Origin of the sequence: Nocardia sp. NPDC050793, from assembly GCF_040654065.1 — a bacterium.
Lineage (GTDB): Bacteria > Actinomycetota > Actinomycetes > Mycobacteriales > Mycobacteriaceae > Nocardia.
Genome location: NZ_JBFAHG010000015.1, coordinates 81,240 through 104,699, shown reverse-complemented (window position 1 = coordinate 104,699; position 23,460 = coordinate 81,240). Strand labels below are relative to the sequence as shown.

16 protein-coding genes, 2 tRNA genes and 2 pseudogenes are annotated in these 23,460 nt (G+C 65.8%); 7 read left to right on the top strand and 13 right to left on the bottom strand.

What is annotated here, in order from left to right:
• Together AB0H50_RS33665 and AB0H50_RS33660 are read left to right on the top strand one after the other, a co-directional pair.
• On the top strand, positions 1-1,394 hold a 1,394-nt coding region (locus AB0H50_RS33665; RefSeq protein WP_357460782.1), incomplete at its 5' end, for an IPT/TIG domain-containing protein.
• A 432-nt stretch (positions 1,395-1,826) separates the two neighbouring features.
• A complete protein-coding gene (locus AB0H50_RS33660; protein WP_357460804.1) occupies positions 1,827-3,410 on the top strand; it encodes an IPT/TIG domain-containing protein in 1,584 nt (527 codons plus the stop codon).
• A gap of 533 nt (positions 3,411-3,943) precedes the next feature.
• Here the strand turns inward: AB0H50_RS33660 and AB0H50_RS33655 are convergent.
• Together AB0H50_RS33655 and AB0H50_RS33650 are read right to left on the bottom strand one after the other, a co-directional pair.
• Positions 3,944-4,028: transfer RNA gene (locus tag AB0H50_RS33655), tRNA-Leu, on the bottom strand.
• Positions 4,029-4,118: 90 nt separating this feature from the next.
• Positions 4,119-4,475: a helix-turn-helix domain-containing protein gene (locus tag AB0H50_RS33650; protein ID WP_357460779.1), complete on the bottom strand. Its 357-nt coding sequence runs from the start codon at positions 4,473-4,475 to the stop codon at positions 4,119-4,121.
• A gap of 140 nt (positions 4,476-4,615) precedes the next feature.
• Here AB0H50_RS33650 and AB0H50_RS33645 point away from each other — a divergent pair, with 140 nt between their 5' ends.
• Together AB0H50_RS33645 and AB0H50_RS33640 are read left to right on the top strand one after the other, a co-directional pair.
• Positions 4,616-5,485 carry an NAD(P)-binding domain-containing protein gene (locus AB0H50_RS33645; RefSeq protein WP_357460776.1) on the top strand — a complete coding sequence of 290 codons (870 nt, stop codon included), beginning with the start codon at positions 4,616-4,618 and terminating at the stop codon, positions 5,483-5,485.
• A 97-nt stretch (positions 5,486-5,582) separates the two neighbouring features.
• A tRNA-Leu gene (locus AB0H50_RS33640) sits at positions 5,583-5,667 on the top strand.
• 511 nt (positions 5,668-6,178) lie between these two features.
• On the opposite strand, the gene AB0H50_RS33635 is transcribed toward AB0H50_RS33640, so the two are convergent.
• Together AB0H50_RS33635 and AB0H50_RS33630 are read right to left on the bottom strand one after the other, a co-directional pair.
• A complete protein-coding gene (locus tag AB0H50_RS33635; RefSeq protein ID WP_357460774.1) occupies positions 6,179-8,278 on the bottom strand; it encodes a serine/threonine-protein kinase in 2,100 nt (699 codons plus the stop codon).
• A 492-nt stretch (positions 8,279-8,770) separates the two neighbouring features.
• A pseudogene (locus AB0H50_RS33630) lies at positions 8,771-9,220 on the bottom strand (transposase); the annotation flags it as partial.
• Positions 9,221-9,282: 62 nt separating this feature from the next.
• Between AB0H50_RS33630 and AB0H50_RS33625 the strand changes: the two are divergent.
• Positions 9,283-9,753: pseudogene (locus tag AB0H50_RS33625) on the top strand (ISAzo13 family transposase); the annotation flags it as partial.
• A 269-nt stretch (positions 9,754-10,022) separates the two neighbouring features.
• Here the strand turns inward: AB0H50_RS33625 and AB0H50_RS33620 are convergent.
• From AB0H50_RS33620 to AB0H50_RS33590, 7 genes are all read right to left on the bottom strand, one after another.
• Entirely contained in the window at positions 10,023-10,874 is an 852-nt protein-coding gene (locus tag AB0H50_RS33620) for an alpha/beta hydrolase (RefSeq protein WP_357460772.1), read from the bottom strand.
• 12 nt (positions 10,875-10,886) lie between these two features.
• Positions 10,887-11,663: an alpha/beta hydrolase gene (locus AB0H50_RS33615; protein ID WP_357460770.1), complete on the bottom strand. Its 777-nt coding sequence runs from the start codon at positions 11,661-11,663 to the stop codon at positions 10,887-10,889.
• 26 nt (positions 11,664-11,689) lie between these two features.
• Positions 11,690-12,652: an alpha/beta hydrolase gene (locus AB0H50_RS33610; RefSeq protein ID WP_357460768.1), complete on the bottom strand. Its 963-nt coding sequence runs from the start codon at positions 12,650-12,652 to the stop codon at positions 11,690-11,692.
• A gap of 130 nt (positions 12,653-12,782) precedes the next feature.
• Entirely contained in the window at positions 12,783-13,748 is a 966-nt protein-coding gene (locus tag AB0H50_RS33605; RefSeq protein ID WP_357460766.1) for a DJ-1/PfpI family protein, read from the bottom strand.
• Entirely contained in the window at positions 13,745-14,728 is a 984-nt protein-coding gene (locus AB0H50_RS33600) for a helix-turn-helix domain-containing protein (RefSeq protein WP_357460765.1), read from the bottom strand. The genes AB0H50_RS33605 and AB0H50_RS33600 overlap by 4 nt, the downstream gene beginning before the upstream one ends.
• Positions 14,729-15,242: 514 nt before the next feature.
• Positions 15,243-15,497 carry a hypothetical protein gene (locus AB0H50_RS33595; RefSeq protein ID WP_357460763.1) on the bottom strand — a complete coding sequence of 85 codons (255 nt, stop codon included), beginning with the start codon at positions 15,495-15,497 and terminating at the stop codon, positions 15,243-15,245.
• Positions 15,498-15,508: 11 nt separating this feature from the next.
• Positions 15,509-16,120 (bottom strand): TetR/AcrR family transcriptional regulator, encoded by a 612-nt coding sequence (locus AB0H50_RS33590; RefSeq protein WP_357460761.1) that lies wholly within the window; start codon positions 16,118-16,120, stop codon positions 15,509-15,511.
• A gap of 133 nt (positions 16,121-16,253) precedes the next feature.
• Between AB0H50_RS33590 and AB0H50_RS33585 the strand changes: the two genes are divergently transcribed.
• Entirely contained in the window at positions 16,254-17,477 is a 1,224-nt protein-coding gene (locus tag AB0H50_RS33585) for an LLM class flavin-dependent oxidoreductase (RefSeq protein WP_357460802.1), read from the top strand.
• A gap of 699 nt (positions 17,478-18,176) precedes the next feature.
• On the opposite strand, the gene AB0H50_RS33580 is transcribed toward AB0H50_RS33585, so the two are convergent.
• A complete protein-coding gene (locus AB0H50_RS33580; protein WP_357460760.1) occupies positions 18,177-19,889 on the bottom strand; it encodes an MFS transporter in 1,713 nt (570 codons plus the stop codon).
• Between the two features lie 141 nt (positions 19,890-20,030).
• Here AB0H50_RS33580 and AB0H50_RS33575 point away from each other — a divergent pair, with 141 nt between their 5' ends.
• Positions 20,031-20,930 carry a sigma-70 family RNA polymerase sigma factor gene (locus AB0H50_RS33575; RefSeq protein ID WP_357460758.1) on the top strand — a complete coding sequence of 300 codons (900 nt, stop codon included), beginning with the start codon at positions 20,031-20,033 and terminating at the stop codon, positions 20,928-20,930.
• Positions 20,931-21,084: 154 nt separating this feature from the next.
• On the opposite strand, the gene AB0H50_RS33570 is transcribed toward AB0H50_RS33575, so the two are convergent.
• Positions 21,085-23,394, bottom strand: a complete 2,310-nt coding sequence (locus AB0H50_RS33570; protein ID WP_357460755.1) for a M28 family peptidase — start codon at positions 23,392-23,394, stop codon at positions 21,085-21,087.
• Between the last annotated feature and the right edge of the window lie 66 nt (positions 23,395-23,460).

Here is a 23,460-nt window from a genome sequence, read left to right as displayed (position 1 = left end):
CGGATCTGACGGGATCGACGGCGGTCAGTTTCGGTGCGACACCGGCGGCTTCGTTCACGGTCGACTCCGCGACCCAGATCACGGCCGTCGCCCCCGCCGGAACGGGCACCGTGCAAGTCACCGCCACCACCGCGGGCGGGACCAGTAACGGTGTGGCCTACACCTACATCCCGGTTCCCGCTCTCACCAGCGTGGTTCCCAACTCGGGACCGGTGGCAGGCGGGACGACGGTCGTTCTCACCGGAGCGGATCTGACGGGATCGACGGCGGTCAGTTTCGGTGCGACACCGGCGGCTTCGTTCACGGTCGACTCCGCGACCCAGATCACGGCCGTCGCCCCCGCGGGGACGGGGACCGTGCAGGTGACCGCCACCACCGCGGGTGGAACCAGCAACGGCGTCTTCTACACCTATGTTCCGGTTCCCACTCTGACCTCGGTGGTGCCGAGTTCGGGGACGGCAGCGGGCGGGACGACGGTCGTTCTCACCGGAACGGGTCTGACGGGAGCGACTGACGTCAGTTTCGGTGGTACACAGGCGTTCTCGTTCAGTATGGACTCCGATACGCAGATCACCGCTGTCGCCCCCAACGGGACAGGGACCGTGCAGGTCACCGTCACCACCGGAGCCGGGACCAGCAACGGTATCGCCTACGCCTACGTCCCGGCCGTAGCCGTGGTCTTCCAAAACCAAGGGCCCGAGGCAGGCGGAAACACAGTCTTCGTCAACGGCAACGGCTTCACCGGAGTCACCGCCGTCACCTTCGGCAGCACGCCAGCGACCACCTTCTCCGTCGACTCCGACACCCAAATCACCGTCACCGTCCCAGCAGGAACCGGCACGGTACAGGTCACCGTCACCGGCCCCAACGGCACCAGCAACGGCTACCCCTACACCTACATCCCAGTTCCCACCCTCACCTCGATCAACCCCAACCAAGGACCCGAGACAGGCGGAAACACCGTCATCATCACCGGAACGAACCTGACCACCACCCAATCGGTCACATTCGGCAGCGTCGTACCCAACTGGACCGTGAACTCCGACACCCAAATCACCGCCGTCGTCCCCGCACAGACAGGCTCAGTACAAGTCACCGTCATCACCCCCGGCGGCACCAGCAACGGCGTCACCTACACCTACCTCCCAACCCCCACCCTGAGCACGGCGACCCCGAATTCAGGGGCGGCGGCCGGCGGCACGACGGTCGTTCTCACCGGAACGAATCTGACCGGCGCTACCGCAGTCGATTTCGGTGCGACATCGGCGGCTTCGTTCACGGTCGACTCCGCGACACAGATCACGGCGGTCTCTCCCGCCGGAACCGGCACCGTTCAGATCACCGCCACCACAGGCGGCGGCACCAGTAACGGCATCGCATACACCTACATCTGACCGGCGATTCGGCTGGGCCGCCGGCACATTGTGCCAGCGGCCCAGTCTCGTATCAGGGCTCGGTATCGGGTTGCAGGAGTTGCCATCTCGGTATCGTTGCCGCCGCTTTAGCGGGCAATACCTCATGCCACGGGTCCATCGCCCACTCGTGCTCCGGTGCCGCGTACTACGCGCACGATCGGGCACAGCTCGTCATGGTGTTCGCGTGTTCGGTTCGGAGGAGCCGGAGCGGTTGGAGCGCGTACGTTCAGCGCCGGATCGCTTTGGGCCGCGTGGCCACCGCCGCCGTTTGGAGTTCGAAACGGACCAAAGCGGATTGGAAATGCATTGCCCGGCAACTGGTCCAAGGGCGTTAATGAAAGAGCGGCCGCCAATAGAGTCTGGCACCACACGGTGCAGAGGAACATCCAGCAATCAATAAGGGGCGGCGCCATGCCTACCATCACCTCCCTCTCTCCAACTTCAGGCCCCACGACAGGGGGTACCAGCGTCACGATCACCGGTACCGGCTTCGCTGATGCCACAACCGTGCGTTTCGGTACCACCGCAACCGCCTTCGTCATCGATTCCCCCACTCAGATCACTGCCATCGCTCCCGCCGGTTCGGCCGGTCCGGTGCAGGTGACCGTCACCGGCCCGGGGGGAACCAGTAACGGTGTCTCCTACATCTATTCGCAGGTTCCGTGTGCCGGGCCTGTATGCTGCGGGACAACCGTCACTCTGACCGGGACGGTGCAGTTCACCATCACCCCGGCGGGCTGTCACTGTGTCCCCTGCACCTGTGTCGCGGCTCCCACGCTAACCGCGATCAGTCCGAGTGCGGGTCCGGAGGCCGGCGGGACGACCGTCACTTTGTCCGGAACCAACTTGACCGGCGCTACGACGGTCAGTTTCGGTGCGACACAGGCGACTTCATTCATCGTCGACTCCGCGACACAGATCACGGCCGTCGCACCCGCCGGAACGGGCACCGTGCAGGTCACCGCCACCACCGCGGGCGGCACGAGCAACGGGGTCTTCTACAGCTATGTTTCGGCTCCGGCTCCCACTCTGACTTCGGTGTCCCCGAGTTCGGGATCCGCCGCAGGTGGGACCACGGTGACTCTCACCGGGACGAACTTGACCGGAGCTACCGCGGTTACGTTCGGTAGCACGGCGGCGTTCTCGTTCACTGTGGACTCCGATACGCAGATCACCGCTGTCGCCCCCAACGGGACAGGCACGGTGCAGGTCACCGTCACCACCGGAGCCGGGACCAGCAACGGTGTCACCTACGCCTACGTCCCGGCCGTAGCCGTGGTCTTCCAAAACCAAGGGCCCGAGGCAGGCGGAAACACAGTCTTCGTCAACGGCAACGGCTTCACCGGAGTCACCGCCGTCACCTTCGGCAGCACGCCAGCGACCACCTTCTCCGTCGACTCCGACACCCAAATCACCGTCACCGTCCCAGCAGGAACCGGCACGGTACAGGTCACCGTCACCGGCCCCAACGGCACCAGCAACGGCTACCCCTACACCTACATCCCAGTTCCCACCCTCACCTCGATCAACCCCAACCAAGGACCCGAGACAGGCGGAAACACCGTCATCATCACCGGAACGAACCTGACCACCACCCAATCGGTCACATTCGGCAGCGTCGTACCCAACTGGACCGTGAACTCCGACACCCAAATCACCGCCGTCGTCCCCGCACAGACAGGCTCAGTACAAGTCACCGTCATCACCCCCGGCGGCACCAGCAACGGCGTCACCTACACCTACCTCCCAACCCCCACCCTGACCACCGTGTCCCCGAATTCGGGATCCACCGCAGGTGGAACCACGGTCACCCTCACCGGGACGAACTTGACCGCAGCGACCGCGGTCAGTTTCGGTGCGACACCGGCGACTTCGTTCACCGTCGACTCCGCTACCCAGATCACGGCGGTCTCTCCCGCCGGAACCGGCACCGTTCAAGTCACCGCCACCACAGGCGGCGGCACCAGTAACGGCATCGCATACACCTACATCTGACCGGTGACTCGGCTGGGCCGCCGGCGATTATCGCCGGCGGCCCTGTCATGCGATAGGCGTGTGGGGCGGTCTCGACCGAGGAGTCGACCGGGCGACCATGCCGCACAAGACCCTCTTCTGATCGGCGTGGCGGGCGGGGCGCATCCCATACTGGACCTCGACCGATATCCGCAGAGCTGGAAAGACTTCCGCGATGTGACTGTGCATGATTCGCTGGGCTGACGTGCCGGTTTCCTAGGATTGACTTGCGGCATATTGGTCGTTTGCGCCAGCCGAGGCACCCGAGCTGAATCGCGCAGTCGCGCGAGCGTTGTTGCGGACGATCATGGATTGCCGCAGACCTGGAGTATCGTTCGAACTTGCGCCGGATCGTCGTCGCCGAAGCCTCCGGGAGGGATTCTGTGCGGTGGTGACGGCTGTGGCCGTGGGTGCAGTGGTTATCTCGGCGCGGGGGAGTTGACCGCCCCACGGGCAAGACCTGCGAGTTTCTCGGGCAACAATTGTAAACGCGCAGGTCAGGCGATATCGACTTGTGTCCGAAGGGGGACTTGAACCCCCACGCCCGATAAAGGGCACTAGCACCTCAAGCTAGCGCGTCTGCCATTCCGCCACCCGGACCGGTGTGTTTTGTTGTATCCGTGGCGACTTGGCGTCGCCAACGGATCATGATCATAAAGGGGTGAGTGGGTCGATCGCCAAATCGGCAGGTCAGGCGGGAATATGGACACGGTCGGCGCCGATGCGGCCGATGCGCTCGCGCCCCCAGGCGCCGAGCGGTTCGAGTGCACGATTGAGGGCCGAACCCAGTTCGGTGAGTTGGTATTCCACGCGCGGCGGGATCTCGGGGAAGATCTCGCGGGTGACGATGCCGTCTTCCTCGAGCTCCCGCAGCTGCTGGATGAGCATCTTCTCCGAGACGCCGGGCAGGCCGCGGCGCAGCTCGCCGAAGCGGCGCACACCGTTCACCTCGAGCTCCCAGAGGATCAGCGCCTTCCATTTGCCGCCGATCACGTCCATCGCCGCGTCGATCCCGCAAAAGTATGGTCCCGATCTCTTTGCGCCCATCGCCGCCCTCGCTAGCTGCTCACACACGTGTTGGTAAGTACCCGACCGAATAGTAGGTACTTGTCGACCCAACGTCGCCCGAGCACTGTTGATTCCAGCGCGCTGACCACAACGTTTCCAACCCAAGGAGTTGACCCGCGATGGCGGAAATCCAGCAGACCCCGGTGACGGTTCTCGGTCTCGGCGCGATGGGCAAGGCCCTGGCGTCGGCCTTCCTGAAGACCGGACGACCAACCACCGTCTGGAACCGGACACCAGGCAAGGACGCCGACCTTGTCGCTGGTGGCGCGGTCGGCGCGGCCACCGTGGACGAGGCCATACGGGCAGGGGAGGTGATCGTGGTCGTTCTGCTCGACCACGCGTCGGTGCACGCCGCGCTCGATCCGGTCGCGGAGCGGCTGTCGGGCAAGCAGGTGATCAACCTGACCAGCACCGCACCGGAAGAGGCGCGCGAGCTGGCTCGGTGGGCCGAACGGCACGGTATCGACTACCTCGACGGCGGCATCATGGCGGTGCCGCCGATGATCGGACAGCCCGGCGCAGCCATCCTGTACAGCGGCTCTCGCAAGGTCTTCGATGACAACCTCGAACTGCTCGAATCCGCCGCCGCCGCAGACTATTTCGGCGACGACGCGGGTCTCGCGTCCACCTGGGACTTCGCGCTGTTGTCGAACATGTACGCGATGTTCGCCGGTTTCATGCACGGCGCGGCACTGGTGCGCTCCACCGGCGCCTCGGCTTCCGCGTTCGCCGAACGGGCGACCGCGTGGGTCACGGCGATGGCCCAGCTCTTGCCGGAGTACGGCCGGATCATCGACAGCGGCGATTACACCACCGACGTCCAGCACCTGGCCTTCCACAAGGCCGCGTTGGACGCCATCGTGCGCGCCAGCCGCGACGCCGGAGTCGCGCTCGATGTGGTCGGACCGATCAAGAACCTGATCGACCGCCAGGTCGCCGACGGTCACGGTGCGCTCGCGTTCGAGCGCACCGTCGAAGAGCTCCGCTGACCCCGCCACCGACAGCCCGAACCCGACCGGTGACCTGCGGTTTGTACCGCGATTTGGCCCCAGCCGCAGCATCCGTTAACCTTGCTGAGCACCACCGGTCCGGGTGGCGGAATGGCAGACGCGCTAGCTTGAGGTGCTAGTGCCCTTTATCGGGCGTGGGGGTTCAAGTCCCCCTCCGGACACAGACAGTACGCCAACCTGCGGTTGCGGGTTGGCGTACGCCGTGACTTCCTCGGTTTCGTGGTTGTAGTTCAGTTTGAGTCCCAGTTCCCGATACACCTCGAGTTTGTCGCCGGGGTCGGCGGCGCGCAGGATCGCCAACAGTCCGCCCAGGGCGTCGACCAGTCGACGGATTTCATCACGGCTCATGCGTTGGGGTGGGCGGGTGTGATGTGTGGTTGCGGTGAGTTGAGCGATGAGGGCGGCTCGTTGGCGGTATATGTCGCTGCTCCACGCGGCGACCATCGCGGGGTCGGCTCCGGCTTCCAGGGCGGCGCGGTGTTTGGCTAGTTTGCGGTCGCATTCGGTGATCGAGCGTTGCAGCAGGTTCGGTGTCGCCATCGCGTCGGGTTGGGCGGCTTCGAGTTGGGTGAGTGTTTCCCGGGGTATGTCGCCTTGGCATGACCAAAGTTTCCTTCGATCGTGTGGTGATCAAGAAGTCGAGCAAACCGACTCCGTGGAGCCGGGGGAACATCAATCCATCGGTTCCCTGGAAAGGCGGATTGCGAGGATCTCTGGAACCGAAGGCGGATAGGGCTGGTCGGCATTGGAGCCAGCGGCAGCAGGCCGCCCGCCGATCGGGCTGACCCGCCGCATTTCGACGGTAGCGCGGCTGGTCCCGGGACAAGGATCCGCTTTGTCGCGGATCCTTGTGCCTGTCAAGAATTCGGTGGGGTCGCGCCCCACATCGGACGGGAACAACTCCCAATGGAATGTCGCGTTGGTGTGCGGCTCGTTCGATCCCGCGAAGCAGGGATAAGGACTGCTGTAGTCGGCCCGCCAGGCCCCGCCTTCGAACACGAACATCGGAGAAAAGGCGGCGTGAGGATCTGCTTGTGTCGTTGCGGCGCAACGGTCGCCGCTGCGCACGCAGATGGTGTCGTATTCTTGCCGGATCTTGTTCGGCGGTGGGGGATTGAGAACATCCGGTGTCGCAGTGTAGGTGATGGTTACGTCGTAGCTGCCGCTGATCCGTGCGACTGGCCGGGTATTGACGCGGGCGGGGATGGTTTCGGGCGGGATGACGTCGACCTCCGGATCGACCTCGCCGAGGCGGGAAAGCGTCATTTCTGCCTCTCCGCTGTATGCGCAGGGCCCGCCGACGAAGCCGACGTAGGTTCCGGTCCACAACGGGTCGCCGGATCGGAATTGGATTCGCTGCCACCCCGAGGCGATTTGGGCCGCTTTGGTGATCGGACTTTCGCAATCGGAATCAAGCCAGGGCAATAGCTCTCTTGTGATCATCCACGTGCCGTCGCGATAGTCTGCGACGAACTGATTCGGGACACTCTCCAGATCGGACGGGTCCTGGCTGGTTATCGAGGCTACGCAGGGTTCGCTATGCGATGGGCAGTTCGATCGGACCGACCACACCCGGGTACGCGGGGGCCCGTCGTCCGGCTTCCCGTTGATAGTTCGGGGCGTGTAGGTGACCTCGTATTTGCCGTCGAAGGCAAGCTCGGGCTTCGAGCGGTGGGTCAGCCACCAAAGCCCCGCCACCATCGCCGCAGCGATCAACGCAGCGACCACAGCCAGGATGACAGGCCGTTTACGTCGCGGCGGTGCGGTGCCGTCTCGTCGGAGCAGGCCACGGAGGTGCACGGAAGGTCTGGCGGGGATCGTGGACTCTTGCTCCGCGTTTTGTTCTGCGGAGGGGATCGGCGGCGGTGTGTCGGGTCGATCGCTGTGACCTTCGAAGCCGGGCTTCGGGATTGATGTGATTGTGGTTCCGGCGGTGCTTCCGGCGATAACTGTGGGGGCGGTGGTGAGGGCGTGGTCGGCGGCGGTTGCCATCTCTCCCGCGGTCGGGTAGCGGTCGTCCGGGCTTTTCGCCATGCCCCGGGCGACGACATCGTCGAACCCGACCGGCAGGTCGAGCCGTCGCAGGCTCGGGGCCGGAGGGGCGGCGGTCAGGTGCGCCGCGATCTGTTGTTCCGCGCTGTTGCCCGGATAGGGCGGGCTTCCGGTCAGGCATTCGCACAATACGCAGGTGAGGGCGTACACGTCGGATCGAGCATCGGCGACGCCGCTGGTGAATCGCTCCGGAGCCATGTAGGCCAAGGTTCCAATCATCGTGCTGGTGCTGGTCAGCGGGCTATCACCGGCCGAGCGTGCGATGCCGAAGTCGATCAGGTACACGAAGCCGCTGTCGGTGACCAACAGGTTGGATGGTTTGACGTCGCGGTGCACCAAACTTTGGGCGTGTGCTGCATCCAGCGCCGCCGCAGCTTGGGTGATCACAGCAACCGCCGTCACTGGCTTCATAGCACCATCGCGGGTGAGCAGGGTTCTCGCGTCGGCGCCGTCGATCAGGCGCATGTCAAGGTAGAGGTGGCCATCGATTTCGCCGTAGCTGTGGATCGGTACCACATGTGGTTCGCGCAGTTGAGCGGTGTCGTGGGCCTCGCGGCGGAATCGCTCCCGGAAGCCGGGAATGATGGCGCAGTGTTCGGGCAGCAATTTGATTGCCACGATGCGGTCGGTGATGGTGTCGTAGGCCCGCCACACCTGGCCCATGCCGCCCTCACCGATCAGCTCCTGCAACCGGTAGCGACCGAATGCTATATCGTTCACCGACCACCTCCCACACGGATGGATCGCCTTCGCCATGAAGGATTAGCATCGTGAAAAGGTCGCATATTGATGATATCGGCCCCGGCATTCCTACTGCATCACTATCGCGGCGCTGCCGTTCCTGAACAGTGATCAAATAACCCTCCAGATCAAGCTGGCATGCACCCATCCGAACGGAATGCGGGCGGCGACCTGTGGGTGTGCAACGTTCCGTGTCCAGCGAGCGCGAACACCGATCCCAGGTCTTCGGCGATCCGGCGACGGAAGTGGCCGGCATTGCACTTGCCCGCCCGGATGTTGAAGAGGTGGTCATGGCGGCGGTTGGGCAGCGCGTTCCACCACAGCAGCCAGGCGAACAGGCATGCACACGTTTCGAGGCGACCTCGTGGGCTGCGGTCGTGATCTGAAACGAGGAATTGTCAAAACCTGTGGACAGGTGTGTTTCAGGGCGACCTCCGTTCGGGTGGTGTCGGCCGGATCGGGTGACTGCGGCGGGGTGATGTCGCGGGTCCGTTCGAGCAGCTTGCCTTTGTGGAACAGTGCTCCGTTGCGGACGAGGGCAACCAGTTCGGGTGCGTTGACCTTGCGCCAGCAAGGCTGGGCGGCCTCGATCAGCTTGTAGACCATGGCGATTCCGGCGGCGCGGGAGCCCGGTCCTTTGGTGACTTTCGTGCGCAGCCGCACCGATGCGAAGGTCGACTCGATCGGGTTGGTGGTGCGCAGGTGGATCCAGTGCTCGGCCGGGTAGTTGCAGAACTCGCACAGCACGTCGAGATCGTCGGTGATCTTCGCGACGGCTTTGGGATACTTTGCGCCGTAGTCGATTTCGAAGGCTTTCACCGCGATCTGGGCCTTGTCGACGTTCTCGGCGTTGTAGATCTCCTTCATCGCCGCGATCGCGCCGGGATGCGCCGATTTCGGTAGCGCGGCAGGAACATTCGCGGAACTTGTAAGCGATAAAGTAACAACGTGTTGTCTTGTGAATCAAGGTATTTCGGTGTTATATGGCGGTGATGGGCGAGGTCGGCCGCGGTTTGGCCGAGCGGTTCGCGGTGGTGCTGCCGCATCTGAACGAGCGGCAGCGGCGGCTGGTGCTGGCCAGCGAGGCCAGGTCACTGGGGAATGGCGGGGTGCGAGCCGTTGCGTTGGCGGCCGGGGTCGGCGAAACCACCGTCCGCAAAGGTGTTTTCGAGCTGGAAGCCGGTGACGATCCGTTGCCGGACGGCCGGGTCCGCCGTGTCGGTGGTGGCCGTAAGAACGCCGAAGATATTGACCTGCAACTGGTTCCGGCGTTGATGGAGTTGGTGGAGCCGGACGAGCGCAGTGATCCGGAGTCGCCGTTGCGGTGGACGACGAAGTCTTTGCGGCAGTTGGCCGATGAGCTGACCCGATCGGGGCATTCGGTGTCGGCTCCGACGGTGGGCCGGTTGCTCAACAGCGCCGGGTTCAGCTTGCAGGCCAACGTCAAGACCCTCTCCCTGATCGGCGGCGTCGTCCGCGAAACACGACCCCTGCTCGAACACGACGGCCACAACCCCACACCAGCAGCAACCCGCTACCGCAGCGCCACTGAACTCCTCTCCGCACAGCGGTCGGTACGCCCGTGAGAAGTGATGTCTGCCAGGCGTTTCTGGCCACCTGCTGGAGGGTGCGGGTGAGCGGTCGGGTGCTGATGGTATCCGGACAGCCGGTCCGTTCATGTGTTGGGAGGGGACGGACGATCGTCCCCTCCCGGTATCGATGGTCAGGCGAAGCGCTGGATGAATTTCAGTGCTACTTCGGCGACTTCGCGCCATCCGGCATCGATGGTGAGCGCGTGCCCGCGTCCGGGGATCTCCGCGAACTCGGTGACGTCGGAGTTCTTTTGCTGCTTGTGGAATTCGGCCTCAGCGATGGCGCGCGGGACCGTGTTGTCCTTCTCGCCGGAGACGATGAGCAGCGGGCCGCGGTCGGGATTCTCGGTGTCCACCTTGGCTTCCGACCACGGGTTCAGGTTGGCGGCGGCGGCCTGGAACAGCGGGGCTCCAGGGGCGGGGACTGCGAAGGTCTCGTAGAGCTGTTTGGCTTCGTCCTCGCTGACCGCGTTGGCGAAGCTGTAGCGGAACTGCTCGAAGGTGAGCGGGACCGCGCGATGCCGGTTGGCCGGGTTGGTCAGTACCGGGGCGGCGGCGCGCAGCGAGCTGATCGGCAGCGGCAGTACGCCACGGAACGGTGCGGGATCGATGGCCACCGTGGCCACGGAAAGGCCACGCCCAGCGATGATCTGGGCGAGCAGGCCGCCGAAGGAGTGCCCGATCACCGCGGGTTTGCGCGCCAGCGCGCCGACCACCTCGGCGACGTGGTCGGCGACTTGGCCGACGGTCTTGCCCGCGAACGCTTCCGGGTGCTCGTTGGCTTCGGCGACGGTTTCGGGATCGTCGGGCCAGTTGGCGGTCACCGGCGCGTATCCGGCGGCGGCGAACAGTTCGGCCCAGCGGTCCCAGCTGCTGGCCAGCAGCCACAGACCGTGTACGAAAACTACCGGGGTGCGGCCGGTTTCGTTGGCGGCGGCGATCTGTTCGAGGGTGTGGACGTCGATGGACGACGGTGTAGTCATGGCGAATTCCCCTTACTGGGCGGCTTGTTCGATGACGGCGGCGACGGTGGACGGCTGGGAGACGAGCGAGGCGTGCGAGGCGGCGACCTCGCTGGTGTGTGATCCGGCGCGCTGGGCCATGAAACGCTGGGCGGCGGGCGGGATCACGCGATCGTCGGCGGAGACCAGAAACCAGCTGGGCGTGGTCGACCACGAGGCGGGTCCGGAGGGTTCGATATTGGCCACGGCCGCAATGGATTTCTGATGCGCGATCATGTTCGCGGCGGTGGCGGCGCTGACGTCCTGGGCGAAGACGTCGTGGAAGTAGGCCGGATCGACGTAGCCGTCCAGGCCGCCGTCCGCGACTTTCAGCGACAGGGCGGGCGGCAGCAGCCGGCTGCCGGGGAATTGCAGCGGGTTGATGGCGAAGAACATCGGTTCCCCTTGCGCGGGGGCGAAAGCCGCGATGTAGACCAACGCCTGCACATCCGGATCGGACACATTGGTGATCACCGCGCCGCCGTAGGAGTGCCCGGCCAGCACGATCGGCCCGTCGATCCCGGCCAGGGTCTGCTCGATGACCGCGGCGTCGCTGCAGGGTCCGCGTAATGGATTGTCGGGCACCACGACTCGATATCCGTCGGCGCGAAGTTCGGCGGCGACCCCGTCCCAGCTGGTGGCGTCGGCGAACGCACCGTGCACCAGCACGATGGTCGGCTTCGACGGTGCGGCGGTGGCGGGGGTCGTGGCGGCCGCGCTCGCCGTCGCCAGGCTGACGGCGGCGAGCAGTGCTCTTCCAATGTTTCGCATGGTGTTTGGTTCCTCTCGCGGGGGGATCAGCCGTGCAGCGCCCGCGTCAGAACCTCGACGGCCTGGGCGACGGCTGCTTTGGCGGCATGGGTGTCGTGCAGGGCGTTGAGCATGACGAAGTCGTGCACGATGCCGCCGTAACGGGCCTGCGTCACCGCGACGCCCGCGGCCCGCAGCTTGCCCGCGAACGCCTCGCCCTCGTCGCGCAACACGTCGGCTTCGGCGGTGATCACCAGCGCCGGGGGCAGCCCGGCCAGCTGTTCGGTGGTGGCGCGCAAGGGCGAGACGGTGATCCGCGCCCGGTCCTCGGCACTGGTCGTGTACTGATCCCAGAACCACTTCATCCCCTCGAGGGTCAGAAAGTAGCCGGTCGAGAACCGCCGATAGGACTCGGTGTCGAAACCGGCGTCGGTGACGGGGTAGAACAGCACCTGCTGGACGAAGGACACATCGCCGCGTTCCTTGGCCATGAGCGTCAAGGCGATCGCCATGTTCCCGCCGACGGAGTCGCCTGCGACGGCCATGCGGGTGGCGTCGAGGCCCTTGCTCGCACCGTCGGTGCGCACCCACTGCGCCACCCGGTAGGACTGCTCGTTGGCGACCGGATACTTCACCTCGGGCGAGCGGTCGTATTCGGGGAACACGACCGCCGCGTTCGCACCGACCGCGAGATCGCGCACGAGCCGGTCGTGGGTGTGCGCGTCACCGAAAACCCAACCCGCGCCGTGGGTGTAGACGATGACCGGCAGCGGGCCGCTCGCGCCCTGCGGTTTCACGATGCGCACCGGCACCGATCCGGTGGGACCGCCCTCGACGGTGATCCACTCCTCGTGGATCTCCGGCTTGTAGATCGGACTGTCCTGCACGCCGTCGACCGTTTTGCGGCCTTCCTCCGGCGGGAGCTGGTACAGGTAGGGCGGTTCGGAGGTCGCGTCCACGAACTCCTGTGCCGCCGTTTCCAGTGAAATCTCCAGGGGATTGCCTGCCATGATCGATGCCTTCCTCGTCGAGAACGACCTGTGCGTGTTCGTCAGTTTCGTTGAGCCACTGGGTGTTCGGCCCCACCGAACCGGACAGGAAAGCGCGAGATTCGGACACCGCGCCCGTGCGCCGGGGTGATCAACCGACGCCGCGGGTGGCCGACCGGAACCGCTGCTGATACTTCTTCGGTGAGATGCCCAGCCGCATGACGAAGGCGCGGCGCATGGCCTCGCTGGTGCCGAAGCCGGAGACCATGGCGGCCTCGGTCAAGGTGAATCCGGCATCGAGTTTGTCGCGGGCCACGGCGAATCGGACATAGGTCACGTATTCGGCTGGGGAGCTGTCGAGTTCGGTGCGGAACAGCCGGGTCAGATGCCGCGGGCTGACCTTTGCGTGCGCGGCCAGGGCTTCCACCGTGTATGGGTACGCGGGATCGGCCCAGATCAGGTCGGCGACCTTACGCACCAGCGGGCTGCGTGGCGACGGCCCGGTCAAGGCCGCCGAGAACTGCGACTGCCCGCCCGCGCGCTGCATGTAGACCAGCAGCGACTGCGCCACCCGGCGCGCGACGTCCGCACCGTAATCCTCCTCCACCAGGGCCAGCGCGAGATCGACACCGGCCGCCACTCCCGCCGAGCTGTAGATGTGCTCGTCGCGTACGTAGATGGCGTCGTGATCGACATCGATGGCCGGAAACTGCCGGGCCAGGGCCTTGGTGAACTTCCAATGCGTGGTGGCCCGCCGACCGTCCAGCACCCCCAGATTCGCCAAAACGAAGGCGCCGCTACAGATCGAGGTGAGCCGCCGGGTACCGCGAGCCAACTGCTCGGCCGCCGCGAGCACCTGCGGTGTCACGAACCGCGCGGGCGGCAGCTCGCTGCCGGGAATCACCACGGTATCGAAGCGGCCCGCGTCCGCGGCGGCGCGGGTGACGCCCACCGGCCCGCCGATCGAGGTCTGCACCGGCCGGCCGTCGGCGGAGACCAGCACCACCTCATAGGCGGCCAGGGATTGGTTGGCTTCGACGAAAACCTCTGCCGGACCGACGAAGTCGAGCATCTTCACGCCGTCGAACACCAGGACGCCGATCCGTTTGCGCGTCATCGCTCGGCTCCTTCACCGAGTCGGTGCACCTCACGCCATTCCCGCGGCGACATGCCGTAGGCGTCGCGGAACCGGCGATTGAAATGGCTGATATTGGTGAAACCGCTTGCCCGCGCGATGATCCCGATCGGTGTGTCGTCGGCCGGGTCGGCGAGCGTTCGTCCGGCCCGGTCGAGTCTGCGCAGCAGAATCCATTCCGCGAGTCCGGGTTCGCGGTCCGCCCGTGACCACCGGTAGTACAGCTGCCGGATCGACATGTCGTGCGCGTCGGCGATCCGGCGCGGATCAAGCCCCGGATCGTGCAGGTGCGCGTCGATGAACAGGGTGATCCGCAGCATGACCGCGTCGTCCATGGCCGCACGCTGCCGATGATCCTCGGCCGCGGTGGTGACCAGGGCCCGGATCAGTTGCACCGTGGCCTGTCCGACCGCGGCCGCCGCCGCGGCAGGCAGGTCGTTCGGGGTGTTGCACAACTCCTGGAAGTGCGCCCGCACCAGCGGGTACACCGGGCTGGACGCCAGCGCGGGCGCGGCGGACCGGATGACGTCGACGGGCAGGTCCAGCAGACCGGGTTCGAGGATCACGACCTTGTGATCGCTGAGCGCCGACTGCCGATAGGTGTAGGGGCGGGTGGTGTCGAGCAGGCTGATCCGGCCGGGCGCGATCACCCCGTTCCCTTCGACCGCGGAGAGCAGCCCGGACCCACGTAGCTGCATGAACAGCGCGAACTGCTCGGGCGCTCCCTGCGCCACATGCCGGGCATTGCGCACGATGTACAGGCCGGTCCCGCTGTTGCGCAGTACGTGCACCCCCAGGCCCAGGTCGTAGAGGAACATCCGATGCCCGGTGACCCGATCCGAGACATAGGTGACCGACTGCGGGCTCTCCTTGTCGTTGAAAATCGCGTTCACCGCATCGACGCGCTCGCGGGCCGGGATCACCGCGCTGTCGTGCACGAGCATGCCGAACTCTCCCCTCATCACCGAAACCCGCTCGGTGTCATCGCACTTCGAAGATTACGGCCTGAACTGGGGCAGAACCGTGATGTACGCGACGATTTGCACGCACAGCAAACAGCACCCCACCGAGCCGCACCTCGTTGCACGCAGAGCAATGGAGCCCTGGCCTCCGCGGCCTTGGCCTTCGGGTCCTGCCCGGTTAGCTCGCGAATGGACTCTGCCAGCGCGCGGCGAAGACCTGAAGGGCCGGGCGCCAATCGGTGGTGTCGAGTGCCTTGGGGGAGGGGAGGAAGCCCGATGCTACGGCGGCGTGATTCGGCCAGCTACGTGCGTTTGATCGAATTATCGGTGGCCATTTCCGTTCCGGTCAGATTGGGCAGCGTTGGATGACCCTGCGGCGGGTCCGGTGCCATGACGCGGCGGAACCGTACGTGTCACGGCAGGCGGCGGCGTGAAAAGTTGGGCTATGCCGAACGGTCCGAGGAGCGCGGCCGATGCAAGGGCGGCGATGCGTGGGGGGCCAGCAGCGTTGTATTCATTGCGATCCCCGGTCGGTGGTGAGCCGACGTTCGCGATGGTCGCCCAGTTTGGCCTGCATCGGCGGCCACTGCATCTCGTCCTCGGCCATGTGGTAAAGGGTCAGGTATCGGCTGAACGTCGCCCAGCCGACACGCAACGTCGCGCGGACGGTCGGATCGTCCGCCCGCTGTGCCGCGGTTCGCATGCGGTCCAGGTCGCGGCGGAATGCGTTGTGCACCACGAACATCATTGTGACGTCGGGACCAGACACGTGCGGTTTCCTTATCTGTGGTTCGCGTGGAGCCGTAGCACGCTGTCGACGATTGCTTCTACGTATGTTTTGTCGATGTCGAGCCCGGCGAAGAGTCGCCGATACATCAGGGGCCCGGCCAGCTGATCGATGACAAGGGGGATGTCGATATCGGGCCCGAGTTCACCGCCCGCCATGGCGGCTTCCAGGACCGCTCGGAAACCTGAGGAGCCGGAACGGTAAAGCGTTTCTTTGAGGGAGGCGAACGCGGGGTCGAATGGTGCTCGTTCCAGTACGGCGCGCATTGTGCGTTCGCTTGCGGGATCGTGGAGCAATCGCCGCAATCCGTTCAGTTCGCTGATCAGATCGGCGCGCAGATCTCCGGTGCGTGCGGTCCGCGCCTGCCCGATCCGCTGCTCGATCGAGTCATGGATGAGCGAAGCCACATCGGGCCAGTGCCGATAGAGCGTGGTGCGGCCGACACCGCTGCGGGCAGAGACGGCGACGTGGGTGACGCCGGTCCAGCCTTCCTCGGCGAGAAGTTCTCGAACAGCCGACAACGCGGCCTGCCTGCTTCTCACCACCCTGGGGTCCGGGCCGCGATCCGGCGCGCCCGCGCCCTTCCAAGGCTGGGTGTCGCGCATAGGTCCTCCTTCGCAGTGACGAGCTTCTTCGTTGTGGAACATCTTGCACCATATCTCAAGTTTATGGTACAAAACGTTCCGTATAAGTGGAACAGTTTGTGCCACATCTGACTCAGGAGAGCACGTGAAAACAATGCTGATGAGCACGTCGGCGATACCGGTGTCGGTCGAGGAGCGCAGGTCTCGTCGTCCGGTTGCCCGTGATGTCGAGCTCTACCAACGCATGCTGCACAAATATGAGGAGGCCGCGCGGTTGGCTGACGAACTGGGCTTCGATGGCTTCGGTAGCACCGAGCATCACCTGCAGACGGAGGGCGGAGAATCGCTGCCGAATGCCCTTCTGCTCTACGCCAAGCTGGCGGCGGTGACCTCACGGATTCAGTTCATGCCCATGTCGGTGGTGGTGACGTCGCACGACCCCATCAGGGTGGCCGAGGACCTGGCGCTGTTTACGCACATGCACCCGGGCCGTTTGGCCGGCGTTCAGTTCGCTCGCGGGTACCAGACGCGCTGGATGCAGACCTTGACCCAATCGGAGAATATTGCCGCCTTGAACCCGGTGTCGGATCAGCGCAACCGCAAAAGGTTCGACGAGTACCTCGCAATTATCGAGAAGGCGTGGACCCAGGATTCGTTCACTCACTCCGGCGAGTTCTATCAGGCGCCGTTTCCAGTCGCCGGTATCCGGGATTGGGCGCTCGCGGACTGGACGCGTACCTATGGTGGTTCAGGTGAGGTCGACGACGACGGCACCGTCCGCGAGATCGGCGTCATTCCGAAGCCTTTGCACCGCCCCCGGGTGTTCATCCCGAACACGTTCTCGCCGCAGACTGCGGTCGACTCCGCTTTGCACGGACGCACCCTCGTTTTCACAGGAATCCGTGAACGCGCCCGCGCGACTGCCGAGCTCTACCGCGACACCGCAAGGGAGGCCGGCCAGGATCTGCGTCTGGGTCAGAACTTCGGTGTATTGGTGAAGATTGCCTTCGGCGAAACCTACGAGGAAGCTTTCGATTACGCCGCCAGAACCTACGGATTCTGGTACCACAACTTCTTCCAGAAATTCGGCTTCACCGAGGTCTTCCGCACCGCCGCCGACGACCCCACCCGCCCCTTCGATCTCGGCGATGCACGGGCATTGACTCAGCGGATGATCGAGAGCGGCCATCTGTTGTGCGGGACCGCTGACCAGGTTCGCGACCAGATCGCGGAAGTGGCCACTGTCTACGGCGACGGCGAGTTGGAGTGGTTGATCTATGAGAGCTGGGGCCAGTCGCTGCCCGATGACGAGCGCAGCGAGATCCATCGTTACCAATTGAGCACCTACGCCAAGGAAATCATGCCGGCGTTCCGCTGACCGCAGCCCTGGGGCGGCAGCGGTACGGACTGGGCGGCGAGCCGCCCCCGGCCCTCACGAGCGGGTCAGCCGCGGGTGCGGCGTGTCGGACGCCGCCGCCGACCTGACCTTGTCGCTACGCGGCGGTTCCCGCGATTGACTATCGCGCCTCACACTGTTCTGCCCGGTCGTCGCCAACACAACCAACACATCCTGCAGGCGGGGACCAGGGCGGGCGGCCACTGATGGGTCTGCGGTGAACCATCGGACTGTCATTGGACAACCTGGGGTCTCCACGTGACGGACTGGATCGCTGGTGATGACGCGGTCATCACGAGGCCGTCCGTCCCGTGCTGATTCCACTGATGACCGTGTCATCGACAGAGGCGGTACGGCCTGTCGTGAAATGTACCCCGTATCGCTTGGCTGTGTGTCGGCTGCGAAGCTCCATGCGGCCCGGTTTCATTGGCTGAAGAGCAATTCGTATACCACCCGGCTCCGTCGGGGCCCTCTGTAATCGGTGATGACCGAGGCGCGCCCCGCACGTTTGTTCGCGAAGCCTCGTTCGGCTAGAAACTTGAAAGATCCTGGATGAGACGTCCGCTCATCCGGAATCGGCTCAGGCGGCTGGATTGGCAGGTCGCGCGCGGCACCATAGTCCGCCGGTGGGGCGAGCGGGTGTTGCTCGCCGGTGAGCCGCCTGACGGCCAGTGGCCGGCGTCATCGAGCGGTCACAGCCGGCCGCACCCCGGATGGGTCTGTTCGCCGCATCCGGTGCGGCAGACCGAAGATGCCGAGGTAGACCATGACCATGGTGCCCACCCCGTACCAGAGGGTGTAGCCGAAGGCGCGGGCGAAGTTGTGGGCGTTGGCTTGCAGGCCGGCGTCGGTCAGCATGCGTTGCAGCGCGGGCGGCGCGTCAGGACGGGCCCTGCAGCTGTCGGGAACCTGCGTGGGGTCGGTCGCGGCGGACCTGTCGTGGACGCAGTCGCGGAATCCGTCGATCAGGGCTTCTCGATCCGCGGCCGGCACACCTACCGCGGTGAGTTGCCGGTGCATTGCCGGGGTGACGGCATCGACACCGCGGCCCGAGTCGTCTGCGAGCTGGGTGAAGAACACGACGCTCACCAAGGCGATCCCGAGCGCCATCCCAACTTGCTGGACAGTGCTCAATGTTCCGGACGCCGACCCCGCGTCCCCTGCTGGGACGTCGGTGAGGATGAGGTCGACCATCGGGGCGACCACCAGCCCGAATCCGAAACCGGCGACCGTCAACGGGATGATCATCTGCCAGGACGTGACACCCGGTCCGTAGTGGGTGGCCACCCAGATGTACCCGGCGAACCCGGTGGCATTGACCAGCGCACCGGTCATGAGGACCCGCCGCCCGAACCGGGGCACGAACACCAGCACCGCCAGCCCGGACCCGGCGGCCGCGCCCACGGCGAACGGAGTGGCTGTCAGCCCGGCCCGCAGCGGTGTCCACCCGAGGCCGATCTGCAGGTAGAGCATCCACATGAAGAAGAAGCCGCCGAGCGCGACCCAGAAGATCGCCCATGTCGCCATGCCGGTCGAGAAGGCCCGTACCCGGAACAGGGTGAGTGCCAGCAACGGCGAACCGACGGTGCGGGTCCGCCGCTCCTCGTAGGCGACGAACACGCCCAGCAGCATCAATCCGGCGGCCATGAGCGCGAAGGTCCACGCGGGCCAGCCCAGACTGCGTCCCTCGGTCAGGGGATACACGACCATGACCACCGCGGTAGTGGCGAGCGCGACCCCGATCGGGTCGAGCCGGTTCGCTGACGGTGACCGCGAGTCGCGGACCAGCACCCAGGCCGCGGCCAGCGCGCAGATTCCGACCGGAACGTTGATCAGGAAAATCGCACGCCACCCCCAACCGAACAGGTTCCATTGCAGCAGCACACCACCGAGGACCAGCCCCGCTACCGACGCCGATCCCAGCACTCCACCCCATATGCCCAGTGCCTTGCCCCGCTCGTTCGCGGGGAAGCTGACCTGCACGATGGCCAGGATCTGCGGCACCATCAATCCCGCCATCGCGCCCTGCAACACCCGCGCCCCGATGAGCATGATCGGGTCGGCGGCCAGGCCGCACAGGCCCGACGCGAGGGTGAATCCGGCAACGCCGATCAGAAACACCCGTTTGCGGCCGTACAGGTCACCGAGCCGGCCCCCGGTGATCAACAGTGCCGCGAATCCGAGCACGTAACCGGAGACGACCCATTCCATCTGGGTATATGCGGCGTCCAAGTCCCGGAGCATGCTCGGGATCGCCACGTTGACGATGGTGATGTCGAGCAGATCCATGAACCCGGCGACCAGCATCACGACCAGCGCGAGCCAGCGCCGTGGGTCCAGCTCCGACACAGCAGTATCCCCGGCCACGCGGCCCTCGACCGCTGTCTGCCTCATCGGGTACGAGTCCTCGAGCATGGCGGTGGGTCCTCCCTGGTGATCCGCCTCGGAGTGACATCCGAGACTGAGTGCATCCGTCATATCTATGACGGATGAGGTCGGAGCAAGATGACAGATGGCGCCGGAGGACGATGACATATGGACGACAGGAACGTGCTCGCCGAACGGTTCGAACGCGACCGCGGCCACCTGCGGTCGGTCGCCTACCAGATGCTCGGCTCGCTCAGCGAAGCCGATGACGCGGTCCAGCAAGCCTGGCTGCGGCTCGACCGCGCCGACACCGATGACGTGGACAACCTGACCGGCTGGCTGACCACTGTCGTCGGGCGGGTCTGCCTGGACATGCTTCGCGCGCGCCGGGCCCGGCGCGAGGAATCCTCGGGACTGCAGACGCCCGAGCCGCCGCGGCCCGAGCCCGGCACCGATCCCGAGCACGAAGCGATCGTCGCCGACTCGGTGGGGTTGGCCTTGCTGACGGTGATCGAAACGCTCACACCGGCCGAACGGGTTACCTTCGTGCTGCACGACCTGTTCGACGTCCCACTGGCCGAGATCGCGCCGATGCTGGGCCGCTCGGTGAACGCGGCGGCGCAGCTGGCCTCCAGGGCCCGCCGCCGGGTCCGCGGAGCCGATCCGGTCCTCGACTCGGACCGAGCCCGCCACCGGCGCATCGTCGAAGCCTTCCTCGCCGCCGCGCGCAGAGGTGACTTCGAAGACCTGCTGTCGGTCCTGGACCCCGATGTCGTGCTCCACGTCGACGCCACCGTGTCGCCGACGCACCATCCGTTGCAGGTGCGCGGTGCACCGGCTGTCGCACGCGGGGCGCGCGCCTTCGCGAAGCGGGCTCGATACGCGCTCACCGCGCTCATCGACGGCCGGGTCGGAGTCCTCAACGCACCACCCGGTGCTGCGCCGCTGGTCCTGGACATCACGGTCATCGGTACCCGGATCACGGCGATCGACATCATCGCGGAGCCCGAGCATCTGCGCTCACTCGACATCGTCCCACTCCGATCCGAAACGAGCACAGCGACGTGATCCATGCCTCGACCCGAGAGGGCGTGAAGCGCTCGCACCCAGCCGCTCAGGCGGGGACGGCCTCCCGATCAGCATCATCGAAGGGTGGGTAGCTCTCGCCACCCATCTGCTCGGCCCCATCGATGTAATCGGCAAGAGCGTTCCTGCGAGTCGGTCAGAGTTCGTAGGTCCGCGTCACCGCTATCAGATCGCCGTCTTCTCGGGTCGAGGCCACGGTGTTGCCGGGGCGGGGGCGGAAGCCAGGGGCGTCGGCGAGGTTATGGGTTTCGTCGATCGCGGTAACACGGATCCGGGTCGCGCCTGGCGTGCGTAGCGTGATGTCGACTCCCTCCGGCGGTAGATCGCGGAATCGGACTTCTCCCGGCCAGGTCTTGGCGCGCACGCCCGAGACGGCCAGGGTGGCCGGCGTCATCCCCACGACGGTCGCGGCTGCCTGGTCGATTCCGTGATCGACCCGCAACACCAGTGAGGTCGCTGCTCGTGGGGACGCCACGTGCATCGTGACCGTGTCGCCGTCGCGGCTGCGAACCGTTATCGACGGGCCGTCGAGCGCCATCGGCTCCGCGGGGCCGGTCCACAGGGTGCCGCGGGCGTAGCCGGGCGAAAGCCGGGAAACGTCGGTTCCCGCTAGGTATTTGCGGGACCATTCGGTCGGTTCGGGCTCCCCGCTCACCCAGCTCGCTTCGCCGGTGTCAGCGTTCAGCACGTAGGCGAGGTGGGAGCGCTGGGGATGCTCCGGATCGAAGCGGTCAACGATTAGCCCTGTGCCGACCATGGTCAACGCCAGTACCGCTGCCGTCACCGGCGTCGCGATGGTGGCGTGACTACGGGTGGCGGGTGCAGGCAGCATCAGCTCGGCGACTGGTAGCAACAGCAGACCGAACAGCGTCACGCACGCCGCACCGGCCCCGCCGAATGCCAGGCCTACTCCGTTGAACACGTTACGGACAAAGGTCGGCAAGAGCGCGGCGGAGACCAGGGTGCCCAGCGTCAGCGCCATGACCGGCCACACCCCCCACCGCACCGGCAGCAACGCCAGCAATGCGCCGAGCGCGGCGAACAACGCAGGCAGCGCGAACAGAAATGACGCTCCCGGCGCCAGCGCCGCGCATACCACCCCCAGCGCGGCGGGCCACGCCAGCCCGCCGATCGCCAGCGCGGCCGGGCCCAGGCGGCGGCGCAACAGCAGATACCAGCCGAGTAACGCGGTTCCGGCCAGCGCGACAATGGCGCCCTGGTAGGCCAGTGGGCGATGCAACAGCCCACCCATCAGGCCATAGCCGGGACGCAGCCATACAAGTGCCGACCACATGAGCTGCCCGAGGAGTATGGAGATCGCCAACGGCAGCACCGCCGACACCGCAGCGAGGACGGTCCGCGGAATGCTCGCCAGCCGTCGGCGTCGCGCGATGACTGCCAATGCGGCCACCATCGACAAGGACAGCAGCGCGATAGGCCAGACCAGCACATTCGAATAGGTGATCATGACGCCGAAGAGCCGAAAGTATGTAGCGTCATGGTCGGACTCCAGCGCGGGTAAGTCGGCCTCGCCCAGCGCGCGGGTGAGGTGGAGCATGTTCTCGCCGTGGTGTTGCAGGCTGCGCCGGTCGAGGTTGGCGATGGAGTCACCGGCGGTGTGGTAATACGACGAACCCTCGATGTAGGCGAAGTTGAGTCCGGTGAAGCCGACTTTCGAGAGCACGGTGAAGTCAGTGTTGTTCGGCAGTGCTCGATAAATCTCTACCATTGACGAGTCGCCCTGGGGATGCGGCACGGTGTCGGCGAACAGTGAGACCAACGCGGCGTTGTGATTCGACGTCTCGAACATCAGTGACGGTCCGCTGACGCCGCGCGCCTCCCAGTTGAGCACCACGCCGCCCGTGGTGGCCAATGGGTGTTCCCTCGCGAACGCCTCCGCGCCGAGTAGGCCGTCTTCCTCTCCGTCGGTGAACAGCAGCACCAGGTCGTTGCGGAGCCCGCCGTGTTCGCTGATCAGTTGCCCGACCTCCACCATCGCGGCGACCGCGGCCCCGTCGTCGGAGGCGCCGGGGCCTGATGCGGCGGAATCGTAGTGCGCGACCAGCACAACCGTTCCGGTGGAGTCGCGGCCGGGCAGCGTGGCGACCACGTTGTCGACCCGGCCGAAGGTCGCGAGTCCCGTCGATGACCACGTGCCGACGGCATGCTGAGTTGCCACGGAGAACCCCGCGGACCGCAGTTGATCGGTGAAATAGACATGCGCCCGGTTGCTGGCGGGGCTGCCCAGCGGTCGCGGCTCGGTCGCGAACCGGCCCAGGTGTGTCATCGCCCGCTCGGCGCTGAAACTATCCGCCATGGACGCGGGCAACGGCTGTTGGCCGCGCCCTTCGGCCATGACGGTCACCGCCACCGCGATCATCAGGACCAGTAGGGACGCAGCTCCCGGGAGCACCCGATATGGAGTCTCGGTCAGTTTCTCGATCACGGTGTGACGCTATGCGCCGAGAACTGCGGCAGGTACCCGGAAAGCCACACATCAGGTGCGGAAAAC